Raw genomic sequence first — 25,373 nt, forward strand, 5'->3', positions numbered from 1 at the left:
GGCTACAGGCTGTCCCGGCGTCCTCTCCGGCTGTGGCTGACCCCTCGCGCGCTCAGCAGTCGCGCAGGAACCTCTCGAGCACGCGAGTGCCGAAGTGGAGGCTGTCGACGGGGATGCGTTCGTCGATGCCGTGGAAGAGCGACGGGAAGTCCAGATCCGGCGGCAGCTGCAGCGGCGCGAACCCATAGCCGGTGATCCCGAGCGCGGCCAGGTGCTTGTTGTCCGTGCCGCCCATCAGGGAGTACGGCAGCACCGGTGCGTCCGGGTCCTCGGCACCGAGTGCGGCGATCATCTTGTCCACGAGCGCCCCCTCAAAGGGAAACTCGAGGCTCCGCTCGCTGATGTACGGCTCGACCTTGACGTGGGTGCCGGCCAGTTCCTCGATCTGCCGCAGCACCTGCTCCTGTTGGCCGTGAAGATAGCGGCTGTCCACGTATCCGATGGCGGTGTCGGGGATCACATTCGTCTTGTAGCCGGCCTCGAGCATGGTCGGGTTCGACGTGTTGCGCACGGAGGCCTCGATCATCGGCGCCATGGCCCCGAGTCCCTCGACGAGCCGATTGATGCACTCGGGTGTGGGCTCGTACTCGATGCCTTCGAGTTCGGCGACGCCCTGGAGCAGTCGCTCGGCGGTGGGGGTGAGCTCGACCGGCCACTCGTGAGCGCCGATGCGCGCGAGAGCCCCGGCGAGGTGGGCGACGGCATTGTCACGGTGCACCAGCGAGCCGTGACCCTGCTTGCCGTGGGAGATGAGCTTGAGCCACTGGATGCCCTTCTCCGCCGTCTGGATCAGGTAGGCGCGGCGCCCGTTGACGTAGGCGCTGAATCCGCCGACCTCGCTGATCGCCTCGGTGGCCCCACGGAAGTCCTCCGGGTGGTGCTCGACCATCCACTTCGCTCCGCGTGCGCCGCCGTGCTCTTCGTCGGCGAAGAACGCGAGCACGATGTCACGAGGCGGCCTGGCGCCTGCGCGGATCATGCTGGCGACGGAGGCGAGGATCATCGCGTCCATGTTCTTCATGTCGACCGCGCCGCGGCCATAGATCATCCCGTCGCGGATCTCGGCGGCGAACGGGTCCACCGACCAGTCCTCCGCGAAGGCGGGGACCACGTCGAGGTGGCCGTGAACCACGAGGGGATCCCGGTCGCGGTCGGATCCCTCCCACAGGCAGGTGACACTGGCGCGACCCGGCTCGGACTCCCGAATGACGGGGTCCAGGCCCAGGTCGGACAGGAAGGCCGCCACGTACTCGGCGGCGACGCGCTCGCCGGGGCCCGGCTCGTCGCCGTAGTTCGAGGTATCGATGCGAATGAGGTCGCGACAGATCTGGACGACGTCGATGGGTGCGGTCATGCACTCAGGCTATCGCCCGCATCGGCCGTCGAGACCAGGCAGGGAGGGCCTTGGTGCACTCGGCCGGTCCTCGATGCGCCCCGGACACGCCGCCGCCCGCGGCGCCTTCCGCTCGAAGGGGGGTCACGAGCGGGGCGCACGCGGGCGGCGCGTGTCAGACGGAGAGGTCACTGCCTCTCCATCGTCAGGTGAAGAGGCTGACGCCTCCAGGTCCGACGAGCAGGGCGACGACGATGAGCACGGCGCCCATGACGAAGTCACGCTGAATCAAGCGGACGATGCCGATGATTCCGATGATCACTGCCGCGATCCACAGGATGGTATCCCACATGGCGTGGCCTCCTTCTTTGGGGTAATTCTCGTACTTCGGACGCCATCGACAACCAGGCATCAGCCCTGCACATTCCCGGTTCGTGATCGTTTCGTGATGGGCGCGGTGGGGGGAGTGACGAGAATGCGAGCCAGTCCAACTATTCCCATAGTGGGGAATGAATGGCGGGGGCTGCCATGGTGCACGCAAGAAGCGCCCGGGAGAAAGGAGAAGGGCCGGAAGCAATAAGCTTCCGGCCCTGATCGTGTCCGAGGGGGGACTTGAACCCCCACGCCCGTTAGGGCACTAGCACCTCAAGCTAGCGCGTCTGCCATTTCCGCCACCCGGACAGGGTGTCTGAAGTGCCTCATCGGCGCTTCAGCGCGACGGCAATCGTAGCATGAGGCGGAGGGCCCGATGCCACCACCGGTGCTCGCGACACGCGACCTGAGCACCGCGGCGTTCACTGGAAGTCCCTGCTCTTGGCCGGCACCTTCAGCGACAGCGGGGACATGTGCTCGGCGACCATGTTGGTGGCCCCGTCTGCCCGCTCGATGCGCCCGCGGATGACCAGCGCAGCCGACCTGCGCGCCACCGCCTGGAAGCGCCGCCACACCCCCACCGAGCAGACGACGTTGAGGAAGCCGGTCTCGTCCTCGAGCGAGATGAAGGTGACCCCCTTGGCCGTGCCGGGTCGCTGACGGTGGGTCACCACGCCCGCCACGGTGACGCGCCTCTCCGCCTCGTGGGCGAGCACCCCGGCCACGGTGAGCACTCCCTGCTGGTCGAGTCCCTCGCGCACGAACACCGTGGGATAGCTGTCGGTCGAGACCCCGGAGGCCCACACATCGGCCACAGCCTCCTCCACCGCGCTCATGCCCGGCAGCATCGGCGCGGCGACGTCGGTCGACAGATCGGGGAGCGTGTCCGGCCCCTCCCTCGCCAGCGCGCCCGAGGCCCACAGCCCCTCGCGCCGCGTCACGCCCAGCGACTCGAGCGCTCCCGCCGTCGCGAGAGCCTCCCACTGGGCCGTCGTGAGCCCCTTCTCAGGAGCCAGTCCCGACTCCCCCGTCACTCCAGAGGGCCGCACTCGCACGCGCCGGGCCATGTCCGTCACCGACACGAAGGGTCCAGCGGCGCGCGCGTCGACGATCGCCTGCGCGGCATCCTCGCCGAGCCCGCGCACCGCCGCGAGCCCCATGCGCACCGCCAGGGTGCGGTCCACCCGCGTGAGGACGGTCATGTCTGCGCGCGCCTCGTCCGGCGTCGCGAACGGCTCCGCCAACCGCTCGACCCGGGCGAGTGCGGCGGAGCGCGCCACGCACGGTCGCAGCACCACCTGGCCGTGCCTGCGGGCATCGGCCGTGAGCGACTGCGGGCTGTAGAAGCCCATGGGCTGTGCCGCGAGCAGCCCCGCGTAGAAGGCGGCGGGCTTGTGGACCTTGAGCCAGCTCGAGGCGTACACCAGGTAGGCGAAGGAGTACGAGTGCGACTCCGGGAAGCCGAAGTCGCTGAAGGCCTTGAGCTTGTCGAAGATCTGATCGGCGACGTCCGCAGTGACGCCGCGCTCGTGGGCTCCCACCATGAACCGCGCGCGCAGTGCCTCCATGCGCTCCGGCGATCGCTTGGAGCCCATCGCGCGGCGCAGCTGGTCCGCGAGTGCGCCGTCGAAGCCCGCGACGTCCATCGCCATCTGCATCAGCTGCTCCTGGAACAGCGGCACGCCGAGGGTCTTCCCCAGCGACTTCTCCAGCAACGGGTGCAGGAAGGTCACCGGCTCGCGGCCCCTGGCACGGTTGATGTACGGGTGCACCGAGCCGCCCTGGATGGGTCCGGGGCGGATGAGCGCGACCTCGATCACGATGTCGTAGAAGCGGCGCGGGCGCAGACGGGGCAGGGTCGCCATCTGCGCGCGCGACTCGACCTGGAACACGCCCACCGTGTCGGCGGCGCACAGCAGGTCATAGACCTCTGGGTCCTCCTGCGGGAGCGAGTGCAGGCCGATGTCCTCCGACTCGGTGTCGCGCACGAACCCGAAGGCATACCGCAGCGCGGAGAGCATCCCCAGCCCGAGCAGGTCGAACTTCACCAGCCCCGCGTCCGCGCAGTCGTCCTTGTCCCACTGCAGCACCGTGCGCCCAGGCATGCGCGCCCACTCCACGGGGCACACGTCGATGACGGGCCGGTCGCACAGCACCATGCCGCCGGGGTGGATGCCGAGGTGTCGCGGCAGGCGCATGAACCGGTCCGCGAGGTCGAGCACCGGCTCCGGGATGTGGTCGAGGTCGTGGGTGGGAGGCGGCTCGGGCCACATCGCGTCCCGCTGCTTGGCCGCCCACTCCTCCATCTGCGCCTGCGGCACGCGGAGCGATCCCCATCGGTCGATGCTCTTGGACCACGCGTCCTGCTGGCCCACGTCGAATCCCAGCGCCTTGGCGGCATCGCGCACGGCCGAGCGTGGCCGGTACTGGATGACGTTCGCGACCATCGCGGCGTTGATGCGGCCGAACCGCTGGAAGACGTACTGGATCACCTCCTCTCGGCGATCCGACTCGATGTCGACGTCGATGTCGGGCGGACCGTCGCGCTCGGGGGCGAGGAACCGCTCGAACAGCAGCCCGTGAGTGACGGCGTCGACCGCGGTGACGCCCAGGGCGAAGCACACCGCGGAGTTGGCGGCGGATCCCCGTCCCTGGCACAGGATGTCCTGGTCGCGGCAGAAGCTCACGATGTCGTGGACGATGAGGAAGTAGCCGGGGAAGTCGAGCGCCTCGATCACGTTGAGCTCGTGCTCGATCTGCTTCCACGCCCCCGGCACGCGCTCGGCGTGGGGCGAGCCGTAGCGGGCGTGTGCGCCGCGGCGCACCAGTTCACGCAGCCATGAGGCCTCGGTGTGGCCCTGGGGCACCGGGTACGGAGGCAGGTTCGGCGCCACGAGGTTCAGGTCGAACGCGCACTCCGCAGCGAGCCGCGCGGCTGCCGTCACGGCTTGAGGATGGCGCCGATGCCGGTGCAGCATCTCGGCGGCCGAGCGCAGGTGGCCTCCCCCACCCCCGGGCAGCCATCCGTCCATGTCGTCGAGCGACGACCGTGCCCGCACCGACGCGAGCGCTCCCGCGAGGTCAGCGTCCCGCGGCGTCGCGTAGTGCGCGTTGGACGTCGCCACCAGCGGCAGCGAGGCGTCGAAGGCAAGGTCGGCGAGGGCGGCGTTGCGCTCCGAATCGAACGGGTCGCCGGTGTCCGTGATCTCGACCGCCACGTTGTCGCGGCCGAACAGCGCGGAGAGCCGGTCGAGCTCGCGGCGTGCCGCGGCGAATCCGGCGGGCGTGACTGCGCCCGTGAGCGCGTTCGCCCCGGCGACCCCCACCCCTGACAGCGCACGCCGCACCGTTCCCTTCCGGCAGCCGGTGAGGATCAGGAACTGACCCGCCGCCGTCTCCGCCAGGTCCTCCAGCGTGTAGCGCGCGAGCCCCTTCTCGCCGGTCGCGAGGTGGGCCATGCCGATGGCGTGCGACAGCCGCGAGTACCCCTCGGGCCCGCGCGCCAACGCGAGCAGGTGGCTGCCGCGGGGATCGGGAACCCCCGTGGGCGGGTCCAGCACGGGAGGGCCTCCTGGCGTCTCGGGTGCCCCCATGTGCAGCTCCGCCCCGAACACGGTGGGCAGGTCGATCGCACGCGCGGCGTTCGCGAACCTCACGGCGCCGTAGAGCCCATCGTGGTCGGTGATCGCGAGCGCGCTGAGGCCCAGCCTCCCGGCCTCGGCCGCCATCTCCTCAGGATGGCTCGCGCCGTCCAAGAAGCTGAAGGCGCTGTGCGCGTGCAGCTCGGCATAGTCGACACAATCAGTCATCACGCACCGCCAGTCATAGGACGCCGTCAGTCATAGACCGCCTCCAGCACCCACGCCCCGGCGGTGAAGGACGCGAGCACGGCCTGACCAGGCCTCCCGTCCGGGCGCCTGAGCGCGATCTGCAGGCAGGCGCGGCGCGAGGAGTCCTGCGACCACCACCGTTCGACCACGGGCCACGGGCCGGCCCACGCCTCGACGGGCTGCGCGAGTCCCCACGTCGGCCCGTCCTCGCCACGACCCACGTGACCCGAGGACGGGTGCCGCCGGGCCGCGGCCGCGCGCTCGTCCCGCGGGTCCACCTGCAGGCGCACCCAGGTGGGAGGAGCACTCATCGCGAGCCGGCGGTCGATCCGCACAGGCGCCCCGCCTGCATCCAGGACCTGCAGCGGCTCCGGCAACGGCAACACGGTGGCGGGCGCAGGGTCGGGGATCCTTCCGGGCCACGGATGCTCGATGCGGCGCGTAGGCGTCGCCTCCTGTCCCCATGGCAGCGCCAGCACCCGGTCCCTGGGCGACCTGCCGCCCTGCTCGCGCACGGCGAGCACGGCATCGGGCCCGAGCAGAGACTGCACCCGCTCCAGGGTGCGCTGCGCACGGGAGTCGGATCCCGACACCCCTCCCCACAGGTACGCCTGCTCGCTGCCGAGCGGCACCACATCCTCAGCCGTCAGGCCCAGCGCAGTCAACGGCGCTGGCTCCGGACCGGACCCCGTGCCCGACAGCCATCCCTCGAGCTGCCACCGCACCCGGTCCGTCATGTGCCTGGAGAACGCACCCGAGCGCGAGCCGACGTCGGTGCGCCACACGCGCTCGAGCAGGTCCCCCTGCTCGGTGGCGGCGGAGATCCGCACCCGGCCACATCGCACGCCGGCCTCAAGGAGGGCGGTGTCGAGCTGCTGGGCCACGTGACCGGCGACGAGCGCGAGCTGCTCGACGCGCTGCGCCGGCTCCTCGAACTCGTATCTCACGGCGATGTCGTCCTCGGAGCGACGCAGCACCGGCGGCCGCACGTCCTCCCCGCGGCCGATGCGGTGGGCCCACCTCCCCACCGGGCCGAACCTGGCGAGCACGTCGCCTGCCGGCAGGCTCGTGAAGTCGGACAGCGACGTGAGGCCCAGCCGCACCAGCACCCCCACGAGGTCCTCGACCTGCTCGCGCTGGCGCCGCTCCATGGCGGCGAGTGGCAGCACCCCCACGGGGACGCCGGCCAGGTATTCGCGCGACGTGCCGGGTGGCACCAGCTCGGAGGCGCGCGCAGCCAGGATCGCGGCGAGCAGCCCGTCTGCGGCCCCCACGGCGCTCTCACAGCCCGCGAGCTCCGCCACGGAGTTCACCAGCGCCTCCGCGAGCGCAGCCTCGGAGCCGTGGAAACGAGCAGCGCCGTCGGCGGGGATCATCAGCAGCCCCGGCCGCGAGATCTCCACGCCGGACACGACGTCCTCGGCCGCAGCCGCGACGGTCTCGAACACCCGTGAGTCCCGGCCCTCGTCGTGAGGCAGGATCACCAGGTCGGGACATGCCCGCTGGGCGAGCCGTTTGCGCATGCCGCGCCTGACCCCCGCTGCCCGTGCCGCAGCAGAGACCGCCATCATGCCGCGCCCGTGCAGCACCGCTGCGGGGGTGTCCGCACCGATGCCGGCCTCGGACATCGCTGCGACCACCGGCCAATCCGGGACCCACAGCACCGCCCGTCGCACCGTCGCCACGGGCCCGGACTGTGCGGAGGAGGCAGCCCCCGCCCGCGCATCGGCCCGCGGAGCGCCGTCGCCGCCCGCGCGTCGCGACACCATCTCGCTCATGCGACCTCCCCGTCGACGTTCACGCGGTCCACATCGATGCGTGCACCCGGCCGTGCGAACCGCAGGCCGGGGGCGGAGTCCAAGGTGAGGCGCACGCGCCGCACGGCACCCTGTCGACGCCCGCTGACAGCGACGGTGAGCTCACGTTCGATGAGCCTCCCGTCCCCCGCGCCCAGGCCTTCCCACGAGGAGCGCTCGACCGTGAGCGTCACGTGCGCGCCCGGCCACTCACCCGCAGCGATGATCAGCCCGCCGCGCTCCTTGACCCGCGCGGCCAACCGACGCCGATCCGCGTCGGACAGCGCGAGTCTCTCGCCGAGCAGCACCACATCCATCCCGTCCACGCATGCCCCGACCGCCTGCGCCGCCTGTGCCCCCGGGTGAGGGATGAGGGCGAACCTCTCAAGCGCGATGCCCCGCCGGGCGGCCGCCACCACCCCCACCGTGGGCATGCCGATCGCCGCGGTCCAGGACCCTTCTGCCGACGCCGCGGAGGCGAGGGCGAGCATGAGCGAGGTGGCGCCGGTGACGGAGACCACCTGGCCGCGTCCCAGTCCCTCCGGCAGCAGCGGCGCGAGCTCGGAGGCGAGCGGCAGCACCGGACGATCCGACGCGGTGCGGGGTGCGCCGATGCGCGCCTCGACGCCCTTGAGCGCCGCACGCGCGCGGCTCAGCCGCCGCTGCTGCGAGGCATCCGGGTCCGTCTGGGTCGACATGGCGCTCCTGCGATCACTGCGAGAAGTCCTCGCGTTCGAACATATGTTCGATTATCGCATTGAACGCCGACATCGGCGCCGAGTCAATCCGAGCGCTGAACTCCCCGGGGACGGCTCACGGCTGGGGCCGCAGTGCCCACAGCGCGACGGCCGATGCGGCAGCCACGTTGAGCGAGTCCACTCCCCCGGCCATGGGGATGGTGAGGACCGCATCGGCCGCCTGCAGGGCCGCGCGCGACAGACCGTCGCCCTCCGCACCCATCACCAGGGCGACCCGATCGTGCCCGGCCGCCGCGAACTCGTCGAGGCCCACCGCATCGTCCGCCAGGGCGAGCGCGGCCACGACGAAGCCCCTGTCACGCAGCTCGTTCAGTGCCCCCGGCCACTCGTCTGCCCTGGTCCACGGCACCTGGAAGACCGTGCCCATCGACACCTTGACGCTGCGGCGGTACAGCGGGTCGGCGCAGGTGGGGGCGACCACGATCGCGTCAGCGCCGATGCCCGCCGCCGAGCGGAAGATCGCGCCGACGTTCGTGTGATCGACGATCCCCTCGAGGACGACGATGCGCCTGGCATCGCGCGCGATCTCCTCCAGCGAGGGGAGAACGGGGCGCTCCATCGCCGCCAGCGCGCCGCGGTGCACCTGGTAGCCGGTGACCGACTCCATCACGGACTCGGGAGCGACGTGGACGGGGGCGTCGACGCCCGCGCCCTCGAGCGCCTGCCGGATGCCCTCCAGCCACCGCTCGCTCGTGAGCACGGAACGCGGCCGATGCCCGGCAGCCAGCGCGCGTTCGATCACCTTGGCGCCCTCGGCCATGTAGAGGCCGCGCTCGGGCTCGATGCGGCGGCGCAGCGCCACGTCGGTGAGGCCGCGATAGTCGTCGAGGCGCGGGTCGGAGGGGTCGGTGATCACGGACCCATTGTGTCCGACACTCAGTGACCGCCAGGATCACGAGGAGCCGCCCAGGCGGCACTCACGCTCCACTGGGACGCTAAGGCAGTGAAGGCGGGGCGAAGGCGCTGCTCGCTGTCCGGCACTGAGTGTCGCCTACAGCACAGCAAAGCGCCCTGTCCGGCACCCATCGACGATGAGTGCCGGACAGGACGCTCGGAAGGCCGCTAGGCGACCAAGAGTGCCGGACAGGGGTGGGCTACTGCTGGCCCTTCTCGGCGTCCGGGTTGAACGGGCGACCCGAGGTGGTGCCGGCCTCGGTGGCGTCGGACGTGGCGTCCGCCACCTCCTGCTTGGCCAGGCGCAGCGCCTCTGCAGGGTCGACGAGCGCGGAGGTGATCTTGGACTTGCGGTCCTTGCCACGCTCGTGATCGCGCGTGAGAGGCTCGGCGGCCTCTTCGGCACCGAAGGCCGCGGAGATCGACTTCAGCGCGCCCGTGAACTCGGTGGGCACGAACCACACCTTGTTCGACTCGTTCTTGGCGATCTCGGGGAGCATCTGCAGGTACTGGTAGGCGAGCAGCTTGGAGTCGGCGTCGCCCTCGTGGATGGCGTCGAACACCTGAAGGATCGCGCGGGCCTCACCCTCGGCCGTGAGGATCGCGGCCTGCGCGTCACCCTCGGCCTTCAGGATCGCCGACTGCTTCTGTCCCTCGGCGGTGAGAATCTGTGACTGCTTGACGCCCTCGGCGGTCAGGATCGCGGCGCGACGGTCACGCTCGGCGCGCATCTGCTTCTCCATCGAGTCCTTGACGGACACGGGCGGGTCGATGGCCTTGAGCTCGACGCGTCCCACACGGATGCCCCACTTGCCGGTGGCCTCGTCCAGCACGGTGCGCAGCTGGCCGTTGATCTGGTCACGGCTGGTCAGCGTCTGCTCGAGGTCCATGGTGCCGATGACGTTACGGATGGTCGTCACGGTCAGCTGCTGCATGCCGACGATGTAGTTGGCGATCTCGTAGACCGCCGCGCGAGCGTCGGTGACCTGGAAGTAGATGACGGTGTCGATCTCGACGACAAGGTTGTCCGACGTGATCACGGACTGCGGGGGGAAGGACACGACCTGCTCGCGCATGTCGACCTTCTGACGCACCTGGTCGACGAACGGAATGAGGAGGTGCATGCCCGCCTGCAGTGTGCGGGCGTAGCGGCCGAGCCGCTCCACCACGCGGGTCTCTGCCTGCGGCACGATCTGAATCGCGCGGGCGATCGCCGTAATGACGAATAGGACGAGGACGACCGCCGCGGCGGCGATCGCGATCTGGACTGGATCCATAACTAGTTCCCCTTCTCGGGCGCGACGATGGCCGTCGCTCCCCTGATTTCGAGCACGACGACCTCGGCCCCCTCGGGGATCGCAGGCGCATCGTCCTGGGTACGCGCAGACCACACTTCTCCCGCCAGCTTGACGCGACCAGCGAACTCGGTGATCTCGTCCAGAGAGCGGGCTGCGGCACCTGCAAGGGCGGCCGCATTGGTCTCGATGACCGCGCCCTTGGCGCGGATCGACTTGAGCAGGTAGGGCCTGAGCGAGAACAGCAGCAGGGCGGCCACCGCGCACGCGATGATCACGCACACCCACCACGGCAGGCCCAGCAGCGCCGCTGCGCCACCGGCGATCGCGCCGCCAGCGAGCATCGCAAAGGTCAGATCCAGCGTGAAGACTTCGACGATGCCCAGCACCATCGCTCCTACGAACCACCACAGAGAGTCCACGGCTCACCTCCTTTTTCGAACCTAACAGGCACGGTTCGAGGGAAGCATCGTCCTCACGGATGAAAACGCTCCGGTTCGAATCCCCAGCGCGGCGGATCAGCCGCGACGAGCCGTCCAGCGCCCCTCGTAGGCGTGGAGCCGCACGGGCATGCCGTATGCCTCGCTCAGATTCACCGAGGTGAGGGTGTCGCGCAGCGATCCGCTGGCGACCACGGCTCCGTCACGCAGCAGCATCGCGTGCGTGAAGTTCGTGGGAATCTCTTCGACGTGGTGGGTCACCATGACCATCGCGGGCGAACGTCGGTCTCCCGCGAGTTCGGACAGCGCCGCGAGCAGCTCTTCGCGACCACCCAGGTCAAGACCGGCGGCCGGCTCATCGAGCAGCAGCAGTTCCGGGTCGGTCATCAGCGCACGGCCGATCTGGACGCGCTTGCGCTCGCCCTCCGACAACGTCCAGAACTCGCGCTCCGCGAAGCCGCTCATCCCGAACGCCGCGAGCAGGGCGTCGGCCCGCTCCTCGTCGATCGTGTCGTACTCCTCGCGCCAGCGTCCCGTGACCCCATGCGCCGCGGTCATCACCACGTCGCGCACGGTCTCGTCGTCGGGGATGCGGTCCGCGAGCGCGGCGCTCGACAGTCCCACGCGCGTGCGCAGGTCCTGCGTGTCAGCCTCGCCGAGCGTCTCCCCCAGCACCCGCACGGTGCCCTCGGTGGGATGCATGCGAGCCGACGCGATCGTGACGAGCGAGGTCTTGCCCGCACCGTTGGGCCCGAGCACCACCCAGCGCTCGTCGGCGTTCACGGTCCAGTCGATCCCGGACAGGATGGAATTGCCGTCGCGGCGCAGGCTCACACCTTCGAGAGTCAGCACCTCAGTCATGGCCACGAGCCTATCCGAGGATGTCCTTGTACAGCGCCAGCGTGCGCTCCCCGATGGTCTCCCACGAGAAGTGCTCGGCGGCGCGTTCACGGCCTGCGGCACCCATGCGACGGGCGCGTTCGGGGTCCGACACCATGTCCGCGAGAGCCGCGGCCAGGTCGTCGATGAAGGCTTCGGGGTCCGTCGGGGTGCCCGTGCCGTCCGCGACCTGGTCGATGGGCACGAGCGTGCCGGTCTCGCCCGGCACCACGACCTCAGGGATGCCGCCGGTCGCGGTGGCGACGACGGGCAGGCCCACGGCCATCGCCTCGAGGTTCACGATGCCCAGCGGCTCGTAGACGCTCGGGCATGCGAAGGCGGTGCACGCATCGAGCACAGCGACCAGCTGCGGGCGCGGCAGGTGCTCCTCGATCCAGATCACGCCGTCGCGGCGCTCCTGGAGCTTCGACACGAGCCCCGAGACCTCGGCGGCGATGTCCTTGGTGTCGGGAGCGCCGGCGCACAGCACGATCTGCACCTCGGACGGGAGCTTCTCGACGGCGCGCAGGAAGTGCGGCAGCCCCTTCTGTCGCGTGATGCGACCTACGAAGACCACGGCCGGTCGGGACGGGTCGATGCCCCAACGCGCGACGACCTCGGCGGCCGCGGCGCGCTCCTCATCGGTCGACGGCGCCGCCCAGGCGTCCACATCGATGCCGTTGTGGATGACCTGCACCTTGTCCGGGTCGATGCTCGGGTACGAGCGCAGGATGTCGTCGCGCATGCCGCCGGAGACGGCGATCACCGCATCGGCGCCGTCGTAGGCGGTCTGCTCGATCCACGACGACACACGGTAGCCGCCGCCGAGCTGCTCAGCCTTCCACGGCCGGAGCGGCTCGAGGGAGTGGGCGCTCAGGATGTGCGGGATGCCATGCAGCTGTGCGGCGAGGTGACCGGCCATGTTCGCGTACCAGGTGTGGGAGTGGACCAGGTCGGCGCCTTCGCAGTCCTTCGCCATCGGCAGGTTGTGCGCCAGGACGTCGAGCGCGGGGTCGCCTACGCCTCCACCCAGTGCCTCGTAGCCCGTCACGTGCGGATCGTCGCGTGGGCCATCGAAGGCGCGCACCTCCACGTCGATGTGCTGACCCAGGACGGCGGCCAGTTCAGTGACGTGCACTCCGGCGCCGCCGTAGATGTGGGGAGGGTATTCACGGGTGAGGATGTCGGCTCGCATGACACCACGGTAGTCCGGGTCTTCCCGCCGCGCCGCCTTACGCGCGTCGGATGTGGCGCTTATGCTGGTCGTATGTCAGCGCCGAAAGTACTTGCCATCGTCCTCGCCGGGGGTGAGGGCAAGCGCCTGATGCCCCTCACCGCCGCTCGCGCCAAGCCTGCCGTGCCGTTTGGCGGCACCTACCGACTGGTCGACTTCGCCTTGTCCAACCTGGTGAACTCGCGCTATCTGCACATCGTCGTGCTCACGCAGTACAAGTCGCACTCCATGGACCGCCACATCGCCCGCACCTGGCGCATGTCCCCGCTGCTCGGCAACTACGTGGCCCCTGTGCCCGCTCAGCAGCGCCGCGGCAAGCACTGGTACCTGGGAAGTGCGGACGCGATCTACCAGACCGTCAACATCATCGAGGATGAGCAGCCCGACATCGTCGTCATCGTGGGCGCGGACCACGTCTACCGCATGGACTTCTCGCAGATGGTCGACAAGCACATCGAGACCGGTGCGGACTTCTCCGTGGCTGGCATCCGCCAGCCCAAGGAGATGGCCGACCAGTTCGGCGTCATCGACATCGACAAGAACAACCCGGGCATGATCAAGGCCTTCCTCGAGAAGCCCACGGACCCGGAGGGTCTGCCGGACTCCCCCGGCGAGGTGCTCGCGTCGATGGGCAACTATGTGGCCTCGGTCGGGCCCCTCCTCGAGGCGCTCAAGGCGGATGCCGAGAACGAGGACTCCAAGCACGACATGGGCGGCGACATCGTGCCCTACTTCGTGGACAAGGGCACGTGCGGCTTCTACGACTTCGTCGAAAACGACGTTCCGGGATCGACCGACCGCGATCGCGACTACTGGCGTGATGTGGGAACGGTCGACTCGTACTACGACGCGCACATGGACCTCATCGCCGTCATGCCGATCTTCAACGTGTACAACCACGAGTGGCCGCTGCACCAGGGCCTCATCACCGAGCCGCCCGCGAAGTTCATCCACTCCGAGGAGGGCCGTCTGGGCCACGCCGCCGATTCGGTGGTCTCCCCCGGCGTGATCGTGTCCGGCGCGACCGTCACCGGCTCCGTACTGTCACCTGGAGTGCGCCTGCACTCATGGTCGACCGTGTCGGACTCGGTGCTGCTCGACCACGTCATCGTCAACCGCCATGCGCAGGTGCATCGCGCGATCCTCGACAAGAACGTGATCGTCGAAGAGGGCGCGCGCGTGGGCATCGACCGCCAGGCGGACATCGAGCGCGGGTACACCGTCACCGAGTCAGGCATCACCGTCGTCGCCAAGGGCACCGTGATCAAGGCATGACGGCCGCGGCATGACCGGACGGCTCATCGTCCTGGATGTCGATTCCACGCTGATCACCGCCGAGGTCATCGAGCTCATCGCCAGACGCGCGGGCACCGAGGCCGAGGTGGCCGCTGTGACCGATGCCGCCATGCGCGGAGAGATCGACTTCGCCGAGTCGCTGCGTCAGCGTGTCGCCACGCTCGAGGGAGTGCCCGACACGGTGTTCGCCGAGGTGCTCGACGAGGTGCAGTTCACTCCTGGCGCCGAGAATCTGGTGGGCACCCTCCAGTCCGAGGGCTGGACGGCCGCGCTGGTCTCGGGCGGCTTCGCCGAGGTGGTCGCACCGCTCGCCGCACGTCTGAGCATCGAGCGCTTCCGCGCGAACAGGCTCGAGACGGCCGATACGCGCCTCACCGGCCGCACGGTGGGCCCGGTCATCGACCGGGCGGCCAAGGCTCAGGCCCTGCGTGAGTTCTGCGCCGAGCTGGGGATCTCTCCGGCCGATGCGGTGGCGGTGGGCGACGGCGCGAACGACCTGGACATGATGGCAGCGGCGGGGCTGGGCATCGCGTTCAACGCGAAGCCCCTCGTCCAGAGCCAAGCAGACATCGCCGTCAACGCCCCGCGCCTGGACGCCGTCCTGGAGGTCATCGAGCGCTAGCTCGGCCCCAGCGAACGTCGAGCGCTAGCTCGGCCCCAGCGAACGTCGAGCGCTAGCTCGGCCCCAGCGAACGTCGAGCGCTAGCTCGGCACCGGCGAACGTCGAGCGTGAGTGCGACGGTAGCTCGCTGCCGTCAGACGTCGCGGCCGGACAGCACCACGGTCATGCGGGCCTGACGCGAGCCGAGGTCCGCCCAGGATCCGTCGAACTCGAGAACGGCGGCGGTGCCCGTGGGCAGGCCGTGCGCGACGCGCTTGAGCGCGGTGGTGTCGGAACCGACCCCAGCGAAGAACGCTGCGGCGGCCGAGGAGGTGGGCTCGTGTCCCACGAGGATCGCCGTGTCGACGCCCTCGATCGCATTCACGATCTCCACCAGACCCTCGACATCAGTCTCATACAGTCCGTCGACCGAGCGGCTCTCGCAGTCCGGGAGCGACGAGGACATGAGCTTCCACGTCTGCTGAGTGCGCGTGGCGGGAGACACCAGCGCGAGCGCGGGCTTCAGCCCGGCTGCGGCGATCTCCTCGCCGAGCTTCGTGGACGCCTTGCGGCCGATGAGTGCGAGGGTGCGGTCCATGTCCTGCAGACCAGGAGCGGGGGCCTCGGCCTTGGCGTGACGAGCGATGATCAGTGTGGGCATGCCCCTACTGTCCCATCGCGTGGACGCCGCCGTCGACGTGAATCATCTCGCCGGTGGTCGCGGGGAACCAATCGCTGAGCAGCGCGGTGACTGCGCGTGCGGTCGGCTCAGTCGCCTCGGAGTCCCAGCCGAGCGGTGCGCGCTCCGCCCACACGCTCTCCATCTGGTCGAAGCCAGGGATGTGGCGCGCGGCCGTGGTCTTGATCGGGCCGGCGGAGACTAGGTTGCAGCGGATCCCCTGGGGACCGAGGTCGCGCGCCAGGTACCGGCTGACGGCCTCGAACGAGGCCTTCGCCACGCCCATCCAGTCGTAGACCGGCCACGCGAAGCGACCGTCGAAGGTCAGTCCCACGATCGAGCCGCCCTGAGTCATGAGAGGCAGCGCCGCCTGCGCGAGGGCCTTGAGAGAGTACGCGGAGATGTGCATCGCGGTCGCGACGTCCTCCCACTCCCCCGACATGAAGTTCCCGCCCATGACGGACTGCGGAGCGAAGCCGATCGAGTGCACCACGCCGTCCAGGTGCGGCACGTGCTCGCGCACCTGGTCCGCGAGCGCCGCGAGGTGATCCGGATTCGTGACGTCGAGTTCGACCACGGGCGCGGCCGCCGGCAGCCGGCGACCCATCGCCTGGGTGATCTTGAGGGTGCGTCCCATGCCGGTCAGGACCACCGTCGCGCCCTGGTCCTGGCACAGCCGTGCCACCTCGAACGCGATCGACCCCTCCGTGAGGACGCCGGTCACCAGAATGTTCTTGCCATCAAGCATGCCCATGTATGTCATTCCTCCTCGCCCGAAGCCTAGCGGCTGCGCACCTGGGCGGGTGTCATGGGGCCACGGTCCCACGCCGACGGCGCTCGAGTCGCTAGATTGTGCGCGGGCCGCACGCAGGCGTGGCACGTCACCAGAGGAGAACCGATGAGCATGATGTCCTGGACCCTGCATCGCGACGGCAAGTCCATCGCCCCCGACGGCGCCGTGCGCCCACGAGAGCGCCTCACGTGGCCGCGCACCATCGGCATCGGCGCTCAGCACGTGCTCGCGATGTTCGGTTCCACGTTCATCGTGCCGGTGCTGACCGGCTTCCCTCCCACCGCGACGATCTTCTTCTCCGCAGTGGGCACCGTCATCTTCCTGCTGATCACGGGCAACAGGCTGCCGTCGTACGTCGGCTCGAGCTTCGCCTTCATCGCTCCCATCACCGCCGCGATGGGTGCGGGCGGCATGGGCGTCGCGCTGGGCGGCCTCGTGATGACCGGGCTGCTCCTGGCCCTCGTCGGCGTGGTCGTGCACGTCTCCGGGACCCGGTGGATCGAGCTCACAATGCCGCCGGTCGTCACCGGCGCGATCGTGATGCTCATCGGCCTCAACCTCGCGCCCGCCGCCTGGGGCATGGTGCAGGAGTCGTTGGGCACCGCCCTCGTGTCGGGGGTCGCCGTGGTGCTCATCACGGTGCTGTTCCGCGGCATCCTCGGCCGGCTGTCCATCCTGCTCGGCACGGCCGTCGGCTGCCTCGTCGCCGCGCTGCGGGGCGAGTACGACCTGACGGGCGTCTCGCAGGCCTCCTGGGTGGGGCTCCCCGACTTCCATGCGCCCGAGTTCGACCTGTCAGTGCTGGCGATGTTCGTGCCGGTGCTGTTCGTGCTGATCGCCGAGAACATCGGCCACGTGAAGTCCGTCGCCGCCATGACGGGCGACGACCTCGACCCGATCACCGGACGCGCGCTTCTCGCGGACGGCGTCGCGACCACCGTGGCCGGCCTCGGCGGCGGATCGGGCACCACGACGTACGCCGAGAACATCGGTGTGATGGCGGCGACCCGGGTGTACTCGACCGCCGCGTACTGGTTCGCCGCGCTGTTCGCGCTGCTGCTGAGCCTGTCGCCCAAGTTCGGCGCGCTCATCGCGGCGACCCCTCCCGGCGTGCTGGGCGGCCTCGCGACGGTCCTGTTCGGCATGATCGCGGTGCTCGGCGCCCGCATCTGGGCCCAGGGCTCCGTCGACTTCGGCAACCCGGTGAACCTGATGCCGGCCGGCATCGCGCTCATCATCGGTGCGGCGGACTACACCTGGACCGCCGGGGACATGACCTTCGGCGGCATCGTGCTGGGTACGGCGGCCGCCCTCGTGACCTATCACCTGATGGCGGCCGTGACCCGCTGGCGCGGCGCCGACCAGGCCGTGGCCTCGCCCGCCTACGTGGCGGGCGACCATGGAGCCGGCGACGCCGAGCCCGCGGAGCAGACCCGCTAGCGCGGACGCCTCGGCCCGGTCAGTGACCCATGCCCAGGCCGCCGTCGACCGGGATCACGGCCCCTGAGACGTAGCCCGCGCCGTCGGAGGCGAGGTACAGCGCGGCCGCGGCGACGTCATCGGTGCTGCCGAAGCGCTTGGCGGGGATGTTCGCCTCGTACTGCTTGACGAGGTCCGCGCCCAGGTCGTCCGTCATGTCCGTCGTGATGAAGCCGGGCGCGATCACGTTCGCGGTGATGCCGCGGGCGCCGACCTCGCGCGTGATCGACCTCGCCATGCCCACGAGTGCGGACTTGGACGCCGAGTAGTTGACCTGTCCCGGGTTGCCCATGAGGCCCACCACCGAGCCGACGAGCACGATCCGACCGAAGCGCTGGCGCACCATCGACTGCGTGGCGCGCCGCACGCACCGGAAGGTGCCCGTGAGGTTCGTGTCGAGGACCGTCTCGAAGTCCTCGTCCGACATGCGCATGAGGAGCCCGTCGCGCGTGATGCCCGCGTTGGCGACGAGCACCTCGACGCGGCCGTGGCGCTCCTCGAGCGCGTCGAAGGCGGCGTTCACGGCGTCGGTGTCGGTGATGTCCGCGATGGCGCCGTCGACGCCCTCGGGCAGTTCGCCGCTGCGATGGATCGAACTCACCGTGAAGCCGGCGGCGACGAAGGATTCGGCGATCGCGCGGCCGATGCCGCGGTTCGCCCCGGTGACGAGGACGTGTCGAGTCATGGGCGCCACGGTAGCGCGAATGGCCGGGGAGGCGAGGCACCGAAGCGTGCGCCGGTGCCGACTAGCATCGTGGGGTGCCTTCCGCCCGCCACCCCAGCGTGATGCGCATCGTCCTCACGATGGCGATCGCGCTGTCCGTCGCTGCCGTCGCCGTGATGCTCGGCTTCTGGCAGTACGGACGTCACGTCGAGAGGGCCGATGCCGTCGCGGACTTCGAGGCGGCCGCGGACCTCGGCCCGGTGGAGGTGGGCGAGGTGGCCCCCCGGGGCGCGACGGCGCTCCCGTCGGGCACGCAATGGCGGACGGTCACCGCCACCGGCATCGTCGACCCGGGCTCGCTGACCGTGCTGCGCACGCGGCCGGTGGAGAGCACTCCCGCGTGGCAGTACCTCGCATGGCTCGACACGGACGACGGCCGATCGTTCCTCGTGGACCTGGGCTGGATCCGCCAGCCGGGCCCCACCGAGGACCCCGCCGTGCCCGACCTCGACGCGACACAGCGCGTCACCGTGACGGCGGTGCTGCGCGAGTGGGAGCCCGACGACGGCAAGGGCGCAGGAGACAGCATCACGCGCATCACGCCCGCCCAGCTGCCCGAGCCCGCCGGCGATCCCGTCCCGGGCTACGGCATGCTCCGCGAGATCTGCGACGACGGCGGCTGCGCCGAGACCCCTGTGGGCGCCCCGGTGCCCCTGCCCGAACTGTCCGTGGGTCCCCACCTGTCCTACGCGTGGCAGTGGTGGCTGTTCGCCGCGATGGCCCCGGCAGGCGGCATCCTGCTGCTGCGCCGCGATCGCCTCGTCGCTGATGAACGGACGGCGGACGAGCGGATCGCGGACGGAAGCCCCCTCGCGGACGGCGCCGGTGCGCCCCTGCCGCCGCCGACCGCGGTGAGCGCGCCGCGCGAGCCCGCCCGCGCATCGGCCGCATCCCGGCGTCGCCGCAAGGGCCCCTCCGACGAGGAGATCGAGGACGCGCTCTAGAGCGCGTCGATCACGCGAGCGCGATGAGGTCCCGGTAGGCGTCGTTCCACAGGTCCTCGTCAGCATCGGGCAGCAGCAGCACGCGCTCGGGTTCGAGCGCCTCGGCGGCGCCCTCGTCGTGCGTGACGAGCACCACGGCACCCTCGTAGGAGTTCAGGGCGTGAAGGATCTCGGCTCGAGAGGCGGGATCCAGGTTGTTGGTGGGCTCGTCGAGCAGCAGCACGTTGGCCTGGCTCACCACCAGCGTGGCGAGCGCGAGTCTGGTCTTCTCGCCACCGGACAGCACCCGCGCGGGCTTGTCCGCATCGTCCCCGCTGAACAGGAACGAGCCGAGCACCTTGCGCACCTCGGTCTCGCCGAGATCGGGCGCGGCATGCGCCATGTTCTCCCCCACGGTCGCATTCATGTCGAGCATGTCGTGCTCCTGGGCGTAGTACCCGAGCTTGAGGCCGTGGCCCGCCTCGATGTAGCCGGTGTCAGGAGTCTCGACGCCACTGAGCAGGCGCAGGAGCGTGGTCTTGCCGGCGCCATTGAGTCCGAGCACCACCACCTTGGATCCACGGTCTATCGCGAGCTCGACGTCGGTGAAGACCTCGAGCGACCCGTAGTACTTGGACAGCTCGTATGCCCGCAACGGCGTCTTGCCGCACGGGGCAGGCGTGGGGAAGCGCAGCGAGGCGACCTTGTCGCTCTGGCGCGTGGCCTCGGTCTCGGAGAGCAGCCGCTCCGCACGCTTGGCCATGTTCTGCGCGGCCACGGCCTTGGAGGCCTTGGCGCGCATCTTGTCGGCCTGCGCGAGCAGCTCTCCTGCCTTCTTCTCCGCGTTGCGGCGCTCGCGGTGGCGACGCTTCTCGTCGTCCTCGCGCTGCTGAAGGTAGAGGTCCCATCCCATCGCGTATTGGTCGATGACGCCCCGGTTCGCATCCAGGTGGAAGACCTTGTTCACGGTCGCGCGCACCAGCGTCACATCGTGGGAGATCACGATCAGTCCACCCGAGTACTGCACCAGGAAGTCGCGCAGCCACGCGATCGAGTCCGCGTCCAGGTGGTTCGTCGGCTCATCGAGCAGCAGCGTCTCGGCCCCGGAGAACAGCACACGGGCGAGCTCGACACGGCGGCGCTGACCTCCGGACAGCACGCCCACCTCCTGAGCGAGGATGCGCTCGTCGAGCCCGAGGTTGGCGGCGATGCGGGAGGCCTCCGCCTCGGCGGCGTATCCCCCGGCCGCACGGAACCGCTCCTCGATCTTCGGATACCGGTCCATCGCCTTGTCCCGGACCGCGTCATCCTCGCTGGCCATCGCCTGCTCGGCCTCGCGCATCTTGGCGGCGAGACCGGCCAGGTCACGCGCCGCGAGGATCCGATCCATGGCGAGCTGCTCGAGGTCACCGGTGCGGGGGTCCTGGGGCAGGTATCCCAGGAGTCCCTTGGTCACGACCTTGCCCGAGGAGGGAAGCCCCTCCCCCGCAAGGATCTTCGTCAGGGTGGTCTTTCCCGCTCCGTTGCGGCCCACCAGGCCGATGCGGTCGCCTGCGTTCACGTGGAACGACGTGGGGTGCAGCAGCACCCGGGCGCCGATGCGCATCTCGAGCTCCTGGGCGGCAATCAACGAATGTCCTTCCGGGTGGTGACACGTGTGTTGTGGGGTGTCCACAGAGTTTCTGCACACGGCGAGAGACCGATGTCCCCGCCAGTAGCGTGTGCGCTTGGAAACCATTGTCCCAGAGGAGGGGAACCTCATGCACCGCCACCTGAACGGCCCGACCGTCGCCCTGGTCGCCGTCTTCGCCGCGTTCATCGCGGCCTCCACTGCCGTGCCAGAGGTCACGCTCGCCTTCGGAGTGCCGCTGTCGCTGCAGACCTTCGCAGTGGTGCTCGCCGCCCTCGCACTGGGCCCCTGGCGCGCGGCCGCCGCCATGTCGCTGTACCTCGTGGTGGGGCTCGCCGGCGCGCCGATCTTCGCCAACTTCCGCGGCGGCCCCAGCGTGTTCGCGGGCCCCACCGGCGGATACCTGGTGGGCATGCTGGCCGCCACCGTCGTCGTCGGCGCGCTCGTGACGTGGCGCCGCCGCCGCGGACCTCTCACGTTCCTCGCGCTGATCGGCCCCGGCCTCGTGTCCATCCCGGTCATCTACGCCGTCGGAGTGCCGTGGCTCGCCGCGCGCACCGGACTGCCCGTGCTGCCCCCCGCGGGCTGCGACAACCTCTGGAGCGTGTCGGAGGAGTGCGCGAACGCGCTGACGGTGGGCGTGGTGCCGTTCCTGCCTGGCGACCTCGTCAAGGTGGCCCTTGCCGCGCTCGCGGCCGCCGTCATCCACCGCGCCTACCCCCAGTTGATGCCGGCTCCTGCGCTCCGCGGGGCGGCAGTGAAGCGCGAAACGGCCGCGACCGCTTAGCCTTGACGCATGATCGAATTCAAGGACGCGGCCGTGGTCGCGCCCGATTCCGGCGTGCCCATCCTGGAACCGACCAGCCTCACGCTCACTGAACGGCACATCTCCATCGTCGGCGCCAACGGCGGCGGCAAGTCCACGCTGGTGCGACTCATCAATGGGCTGGTGCTGCCATCGGAGGGCTCCGTCGAGGTCGAGGGGCTCGATGTGGCCAAGCACGGGCCACGCGTGCGCCGCATGGTCGGGTTCCTGTTCACGGACCCGTCCGCGCAGCTCATCATGCCCACGGCGATCGAGGACGTGATGCTGTCGCTCCGGCGCACCATCAAGAACAAGCACGAGCGCACCGCCGCCGCCCTCGCCGCTCTCGAGGAGTTCGGCCTGGGCGACCGCGCCGACGTCTCCGTGAGCGCGCTCTCGGGCGGCCAGCGCCAGCTGCTCGCCATGGCGGGCGTGCTGGCGGTGACGCCGCGAGTGCTCGTGGCCGATGAGCCCACCACCCTGCTCGACCTGCGGTGGCGCGCACACATCGGCTCACTGCTGCGCTCACTGCCCGTCCAGCTCATCGAGGTCACCCACGATCTCGACTCCGCGGCCAGGGCCGAGCGCACGCTCGTGATCGACGAGGGCGCCGTCGCCTTCGACGGTTCGCCGGTCGAGGCTGTCGCGTACTACCGGGACCTCATGTTCGGTCGCGTGCGGAGGGACTCCGCGTGATCTCGATGCTCGGCCTGTACCGGCCGCGCCGCACGCCTCTGCACTCCGCTCCGGCGTGGTTCAAGGTGCTCATGCTCGTGACCCTCGCGATCGTGACCGTCGCCATCGGCGATCCCGTCACGTCTGTCGGCATCATGTGCGCGTGTCTCCTGCTGCTGCTCAGCACCGAGCCGCCGCCACGCGCGACCCTGCTCGCGCTGCTGGGCACGGCCATCGTCGCGGCGCTGAGCTCGAGCCTTCACCTGTGGCGCGGGGACTATGCGCGGGCGATCGACATCTCCGCGGACCTGATCGGCATCGTCGCGCTGGCGCTCGCCGTCACCTGCTCGACCTCGATGGAGGCCATGCTCGACTTCGTGTCGTGGGCCGCCCGACCGATCCGGTTCCTGCTGCCACCCGAGACGCTTGGCCTGATGTTCGCGCTGATGCTGCGGGCGCTGCCCGAGGTGGCGAGGATGTACCTGGAGTCGCGCCAGGCTGCGCGTGCGCGCGGGCTCGACCGATCGATCCGAGCGGTCGTGTTCCCCACCACCACGCGCACGGTCGGCTTCTCACTGCAGCTGGGGCAGGCGCTCCACGCACGCGGCATCGCGGAGGAGGCACGCGAGAAGCGTCAGTCGCGAGCGGCGAAGGCCGCCGAGGCGCGAGTCCTGAAGCGCGCGAAGAAGCAGGCCAAGGATTCCCCGGGCGCGAATGCTGGCGCTGCGGCACCGGCATCGGCCGGCGAGACCATGTCACGCCAGGACGCGTTCGACCTGCTGTCGGCGACGTCTCCCGGGGACGCCGGCGAGGCGGGGACCGCACCGAAGTAGCGTGGCGCGGTCCCAGCTCGGCTCGGTCTAGACGTTGAAGCCGAGCGCCCGCAGCTGATCGCGGCCGTCGTCGGTGATCTTGTCGGGGCCCCACGGCGGCATCCACACCCAGTTGATGCGGAAGCCGTCGACGATTCCCTCCAGCGCCTGGCCCGTCTGGTCCTCGAGCACGTCAGTCAGTGGGCAGGCTGCCGACGTGAGCGTCATGTCGATGACGGCGTGCTGATTCTCGTCGAGCGAGACGCCGTAGACGAGTCCCAGATCGACGACGTTGATCCCCAGCTCGGGATCGATCACGTCGCGCATGGCCTCTTCGACGTCCGCCGCGTTGGCAGGGGTCTTGGTCTCGGTCATGATTCGTCCTTTCGTGCCTGGATCACAGCGTCCTTGAACGCCATCCATCCCAGCATGGCGCACTTGATGCGTGCCGGATACTTGCCCACTCCGACGAACGCGGTGGCGTCGCCGAGCAGGTCTTCTTTGGTCTCGTCCAGGGGCTGACCCTTGGACTGCATGAGCTCGCGGAAGGCGTCCATCGTAAGATCCGCCTCGGCCAGGCTCTCGCCCTCGACGAGTTCGTGCAGCACGGACACGGACGCCTGGGAGATCGAGCAGCCCTGGCCCTCCCACGACAGCGAGGAGATGCGGTCGCCGTCGAGACCCACGCGCAGGCGGATCTCGTCTCCGCACGTGGTGTTCACCTGGTGGGACTCCCCCGTCGCAGGAAGGTCGACGTCCACCAGCCCGCGCCCATGGGGCGCACGCGCGTGGTCCATGATGACCTGCTGGTACATCTGCTCCAGTCCGCTGGAGCCGCTCGTGGTGCTCATGCTCTCACTCCAAAGAAGGCAGGGACGGTCGCGAGCGCGTCGACGAACGCGCGCGCATCATCCAGGGTGGTGTACACGTGGGCGCTGGCGCGGGTCGAGCCCGTCAGCCCGAACCGGCGGTGCAGGGGCTGGCCGCAGTGGTGCCCCACGCGCACCGCCACGCCAGCATCGTCGAGCACCTGGCCCACGTCGTGCGTGTGCACGCCGTCCACCGCCACCGCCGCGATGGCGATGACGTCGCGGGAGTCGGCGTCGCCGACCGGCCCGAGCAGGCGCACGCCGGGAATCTCGGCGACTCCTCCGCGCAGGATCGTGGCGATGTCGCGCTCGTGAGCCTCGACGCGGTCCATGCCGATGCCCATGAGGTACCGCGCGGCGGCACCCATGCCGACGGCTTGGGCGACGGGCTGCGTGCCCGCCTCGAAGCGCATCGGCGCCTCGAGCCAGGAGGTCTCCTCCATCGTGACGGTCTTCACCGCTCCACCGCCGAAGATGCTCGGCGGCAGCGCGTCCAGGAGCGCCTTGCGCCCATACAGAGCGCCGATGCCGGTGGGACCGAGCATCTTGTGCGCGCTGAGGGCCATGAAGTCCACGTCGAGCGCCTTCACGTCCACGGGGAGGTGAGGCACCGACTGGCAGCCGTCGAGCACCGTGAGTGCGCCGACCGCCTTCGCGCGCGCCACCAACGTGGCGACCGGCGAGATCACGCCGGTGATGTTCGAGACGTGCGTGAACGCGAGCACCTTGGTGCGCTCGTTCACGTGTGTCTCCAGGTGATCGAGGATCATCCGGCCGTCGTCGTCGACCGGGATCCATCTCAGGGTCGCACCCGTGCGGATCGCGAGAGCCTGCCATGGCACCAGGTTCGCGTGGTGCTCGGTCTCGGTGACGCAGATCTCGTCGCCGGGGCCGATGCGGAAGCGCTCGGCCTCGGCCCCGCCGATGCCGGCAGACGCGTTGCCGATGCCGCTGGCGACGAGGTTCAGCGCCGCAGTCGCGTTCTCGGTCCACACGATCTCGTCCTGTGCGGCGCCCACCAGCGTGGCGACGTCAGAGCGCGCGCCTTCGAAGAGGTCGGTCGCCTCCTCCGCCAGCAGGTGGGCACCACGCGCGACCGCGCCGTTGTGATGCTCGTAGAAGTCCCGCTCCGCGTCGAGCACGACACGGGGCTTCTGCGAGGTCGCTCCCGAATCCAGGTACACGAGCGGCTTCCCGTTCCTGACCGTGCGGGCCAGGAGCGGGAAGTCGTCGCGCAGATCGGGCAGCAGCATGGG

The 25,373-nt window shown here is 70.0% G+C and carries 24 protein-coding genes and 1 tRNA gene; 7 read left to right on the plus strand and 18 right to left on the minus strand.

Going from position 1 to position 25,373, the window contains the following annotated elements:
- Window positions 1-52: 52 nt before the first annotated feature.
- From QQX02_RS00255 to glgA, 11 genes are all read right to left on the minus strand, one after another.
- Window positions 53-1,354, minus strand: coding sequence for a M20/M25/M40 family metallo-hydrolase (locus QQX02_RS00255; RefSeq protein WP_301140479.1), 1,302 nt, complete (start codon window positions 1,352-1,354; stop codon window positions 53-55).
- A 184-nt stretch (window positions 1,355-1,538) separates the two neighbouring features.
- Window positions 1,539-1,685: a GPGG-motif small membrane protein gene (locus tag QQX02_RS00260; protein ID WP_193746376.1), complete on the minus strand. Its 147-nt coding sequence runs from the start codon at window positions 1,683-1,685 to the stop codon at window positions 1,539-1,541.
- 245 nt (window positions 1,686-1,930) lie between these two features.
- Window positions 1,931-2,014: transfer RNA gene (locus tag QQX02_RS00265), tRNA-Leu, on the minus strand.
- Between the two features lie 113 nt (window positions 2,015-2,127).
- Window positions 2,128-5,514: an error-prone DNA polymerase gene (locus tag QQX02_RS00270; protein WP_301140480.1), complete on the minus strand. Its 3,387-nt coding sequence runs from the start codon at window positions 5,512-5,514 to the stop codon at window positions 2,128-2,130.
- 26 nt (window positions 5,515-5,540) lie between these two features.
- Window positions 5,541-7,313, minus strand: coding sequence for a Y-family DNA polymerase (locus tag QQX02_RS00275; RefSeq protein WP_301140482.1), 1,773 nt, complete (start codon window positions 7,311-7,313; stop codon window positions 5,541-5,543).
- Window positions 7,310-8,029, minus strand: a complete 720-nt coding sequence (imuA', locus tag QQX02_RS00280; RefSeq protein ID WP_301140483.1) for a DnaE2-dependent mutagenesis accessory factor ImuA' — start codon at window positions 8,027-8,029, stop codon at window positions 7,310-7,312. The genes QQX02_RS00275 and imuA' overlap by 4 nt, the downstream gene beginning before the upstream one ends.
- Before the next feature lie 115 nt (window positions 8,030-8,144).
- Window positions 8,145-8,945 (minus strand): TrmH family RNA methyltransferase, encoded by an 801-nt coding sequence (locus QQX02_RS00285; RefSeq protein ID WP_301140484.1) that lies wholly within the window; start codon window positions 8,943-8,945, stop codon window positions 8,145-8,147.
- Window positions 8,946-9,183: 238 nt separating this feature from the next.
- Window positions 9,184-10,260, minus strand: coding sequence for an SPFH domain-containing protein (locus QQX02_RS00290; protein ID WP_301140486.1), 1,077 nt, complete (start codon window positions 10,258-10,260; stop codon window positions 9,184-9,186).
- 2 nt (window positions 10,261-10,262) lie between these two features.
- On the minus strand, window positions 10,263-10,700 hold the full coding sequence (locus QQX02_RS00295; RefSeq protein WP_301140487.1) for an NfeD family protein: 438 nt from the start codon (window positions 10,698-10,700) through the stop codon (window positions 10,263-10,265).
- 96 nt (window positions 10,701-10,796) lie between these two features.
- The gene (locus tag QQX02_RS00300; protein ID WP_301140488.1) at window positions 10,797-11,579 is read right to left on the minus strand and encodes an ABC transporter ATP-binding protein; all 783 of its coding nucleotides are present in this window, start codon (window positions 11,577-11,579) and stop codon (window positions 10,797-10,799) included.
- A 10-nt stretch (window positions 11,580-11,589) separates the two neighbouring features.
- Entirely contained in the window at window positions 11,590-12,792 is a 1,203-nt protein-coding gene (gene glgA, locus QQX02_RS00305; protein ID WP_301140489.1) for a glycogen synthase, read from the minus strand.
- Between the two features lie 72 nt (window positions 12,793-12,864).
- On the opposite strand from glgA, the gene glgC reads away from it, so the two are divergent.
- Both glgC and serB read left to right on the plus strand, forming a co-directional pair.
- Window positions 12,865-14,106: a glucose-1-phosphate adenylyltransferase gene (glgC, locus tag QQX02_RS00310; protein WP_301140490.1), complete on the plus strand. Its 1,242-nt coding sequence runs from the start codon at window positions 12,865-12,867 to the stop codon at window positions 14,104-14,106.
- A gap of 10 nt (window positions 14,107-14,116) precedes the next feature.
- Complete coding sequence (gene serB, locus QQX02_RS00315) at window positions 14,117-14,749, plus strand: phosphoserine phosphatase SerB (RefSeq protein ID WP_301140492.1); 633 nt, start codon at window positions 14,117-14,119, stop codon at window positions 14,747-14,749.
- A gap of 133 nt (window positions 14,750-14,882) precedes the next feature.
- On the opposite strand, the gene QQX02_RS00320 is transcribed toward serB, so the two are convergent.
- Window positions 14,883-15,389, minus strand: a complete 507-nt coding sequence (locus QQX02_RS00320) for a SixA phosphatase family protein (protein WP_301140493.1) — start codon at window positions 15,387-15,389, stop codon at window positions 14,883-14,885.
- A 4-nt stretch (window positions 15,390-15,393) separates the two neighbouring features.
- Window positions 15,394-16,161, minus strand: coding sequence for an enoyl-ACP reductase FabI (gene fabI, locus QQX02_RS00325; protein WP_301143609.1), 768 nt, complete (start codon window positions 16,159-16,161; stop codon window positions 15,394-15,396).
- A gap of 144 nt (window positions 16,162-16,305) precedes the next feature.
- Here fabI and QQX02_RS00330 point away from each other — a divergent pair, with 144 nt between their 5' ends.
- Window positions 16,306-17,640, plus strand: a complete 1,335-nt coding sequence (locus QQX02_RS00330; RefSeq protein WP_301140494.1) for a uracil-xanthine permease family protein — start codon at window positions 16,306-16,308, stop codon at window positions 17,638-17,640.
- A gap of 19 nt (window positions 17,641-17,659) precedes the next feature.
- Here the strand turns inward: QQX02_RS00330 and fabG are convergent, their stop codons facing one another.
- Window positions 17,660-18,364 carry a 3-oxoacyl-ACP reductase FabG gene (gene fabG, locus QQX02_RS00335; RefSeq protein ID WP_301140495.1) on the minus strand — a complete coding sequence of 235 codons (705 nt, stop codon included), beginning with the start codon at window positions 18,362-18,364 and terminating at the stop codon, window positions 17,660-17,662.
- A 74-nt stretch (window positions 18,365-18,438) separates the two neighbouring features.
- On the opposite strand from fabG, the gene QQX02_RS00340 reads away from it, so the two are divergent.
- Window positions 18,439-19,347, plus strand: coding sequence for an SURF1 family protein (locus QQX02_RS00340; RefSeq protein ID WP_301140496.1), 909 nt, complete (start codon window positions 18,439-18,441; stop codon window positions 19,345-19,347).
- Between the two features lie 10 nt (window positions 19,348-19,357).
- On the opposite strand, the gene QQX02_RS00345 is transcribed toward QQX02_RS00340, so the two are convergent.
- Window positions 19,358-20,932: an ABC-F family ATP-binding cassette domain-containing protein gene (locus tag QQX02_RS00345; RefSeq protein WP_436968518.1), complete on the minus strand. Its 1,575-nt coding sequence runs from the start codon at window positions 20,930-20,932 to the stop codon at window positions 19,358-19,360.
- 121 nt (window positions 20,933-21,053) lie between these two features.
- Between QQX02_RS00345 and QQX02_RS00350 the strand changes: the two genes are divergently transcribed.
- The 3 genes from QQX02_RS00350 to QQX02_RS00360 are packed head-to-tail and all read left to right on the plus strand — an operon-like array spanning window position 21,054 to window position 23,269.
- Window positions 21,054-21,743: a biotin transporter BioY gene (locus QQX02_RS00350; RefSeq protein WP_301140499.1), complete on the plus strand. Its 690-nt coding sequence runs from the start codon at window positions 21,054-21,056 to the stop codon at window positions 21,741-21,743.
- A gap of 9 nt (window positions 21,744-21,752) precedes the next feature.
- Window positions 21,753-22,457 carry an energy-coupling factor ABC transporter ATP-binding protein gene (locus tag QQX02_RS00355; protein ID WP_301140501.1) on the plus strand — a complete coding sequence of 235 codons (705 nt, stop codon included), beginning with the start codon at window positions 21,753-21,755 and terminating at the stop codon, window positions 22,455-22,457.
- Window positions 22,454-23,269 carry an energy-coupling factor transporter transmembrane component T family protein gene (locus QQX02_RS00360; RefSeq protein WP_301140502.1) on the plus strand — a complete coding sequence of 272 codons (816 nt, stop codon included), beginning with the start codon at window positions 22,454-22,456 and terminating at the stop codon, window positions 23,267-23,269. The genes QQX02_RS00355 and QQX02_RS00360 overlap by 4 nt, the downstream gene beginning before the upstream one ends.
- A gap of 27 nt (window positions 23,270-23,296) precedes the next feature.
- Here the strand turns inward: QQX02_RS00360 and QQX02_RS00365 are convergent, their stop codons facing one another.
- Genes QQX02_RS00365 through QQX02_RS00375 form a run of 3 tightly spaced genes read right to left on the minus strand, consistent with a single transcriptional unit; the run spans window position 23,297 to window position 25,370 of the window.
- Window positions 23,297-23,623, minus strand: a complete 327-nt coding sequence (locus tag QQX02_RS00365) for a metal-sulfur cluster assembly factor (protein ID WP_062134265.1) — start codon at window positions 23,621-23,623, stop codon at window positions 23,297-23,299.
- On the minus strand, window positions 23,620-24,099 hold the full coding sequence (gene sufU / locus QQX02_RS00370; protein WP_301140503.1) for a Fe-S cluster assembly sulfur transfer protein SufU: 480 nt from the start codon (window positions 24,097-24,099) through the stop codon (window positions 23,620-23,622). The genes QQX02_RS00365 and sufU overlap by 4 nt, the downstream gene beginning before the upstream one ends.
- Complete coding sequence (locus QQX02_RS00375; RefSeq protein ID WP_301140504.1) at window positions 24,096-25,370, minus strand: SufS family cysteine desulfurase; 1,275 nt, start codon at window positions 25,368-25,370, stop codon at window positions 24,096-24,098. The genes sufU and QQX02_RS00375 overlap by 4 nt, the downstream gene beginning before the upstream one ends.
- Window positions 25,371-25,373: the final 3 nt, after the last annotated feature.

The organism is Demequina muriae, assembly GCF_030418295.1.
Lineage (GTDB): Bacteria > Actinomycetota > Actinomycetes > Actinomycetales > Demequinaceae > Demequina > Demequina muriae.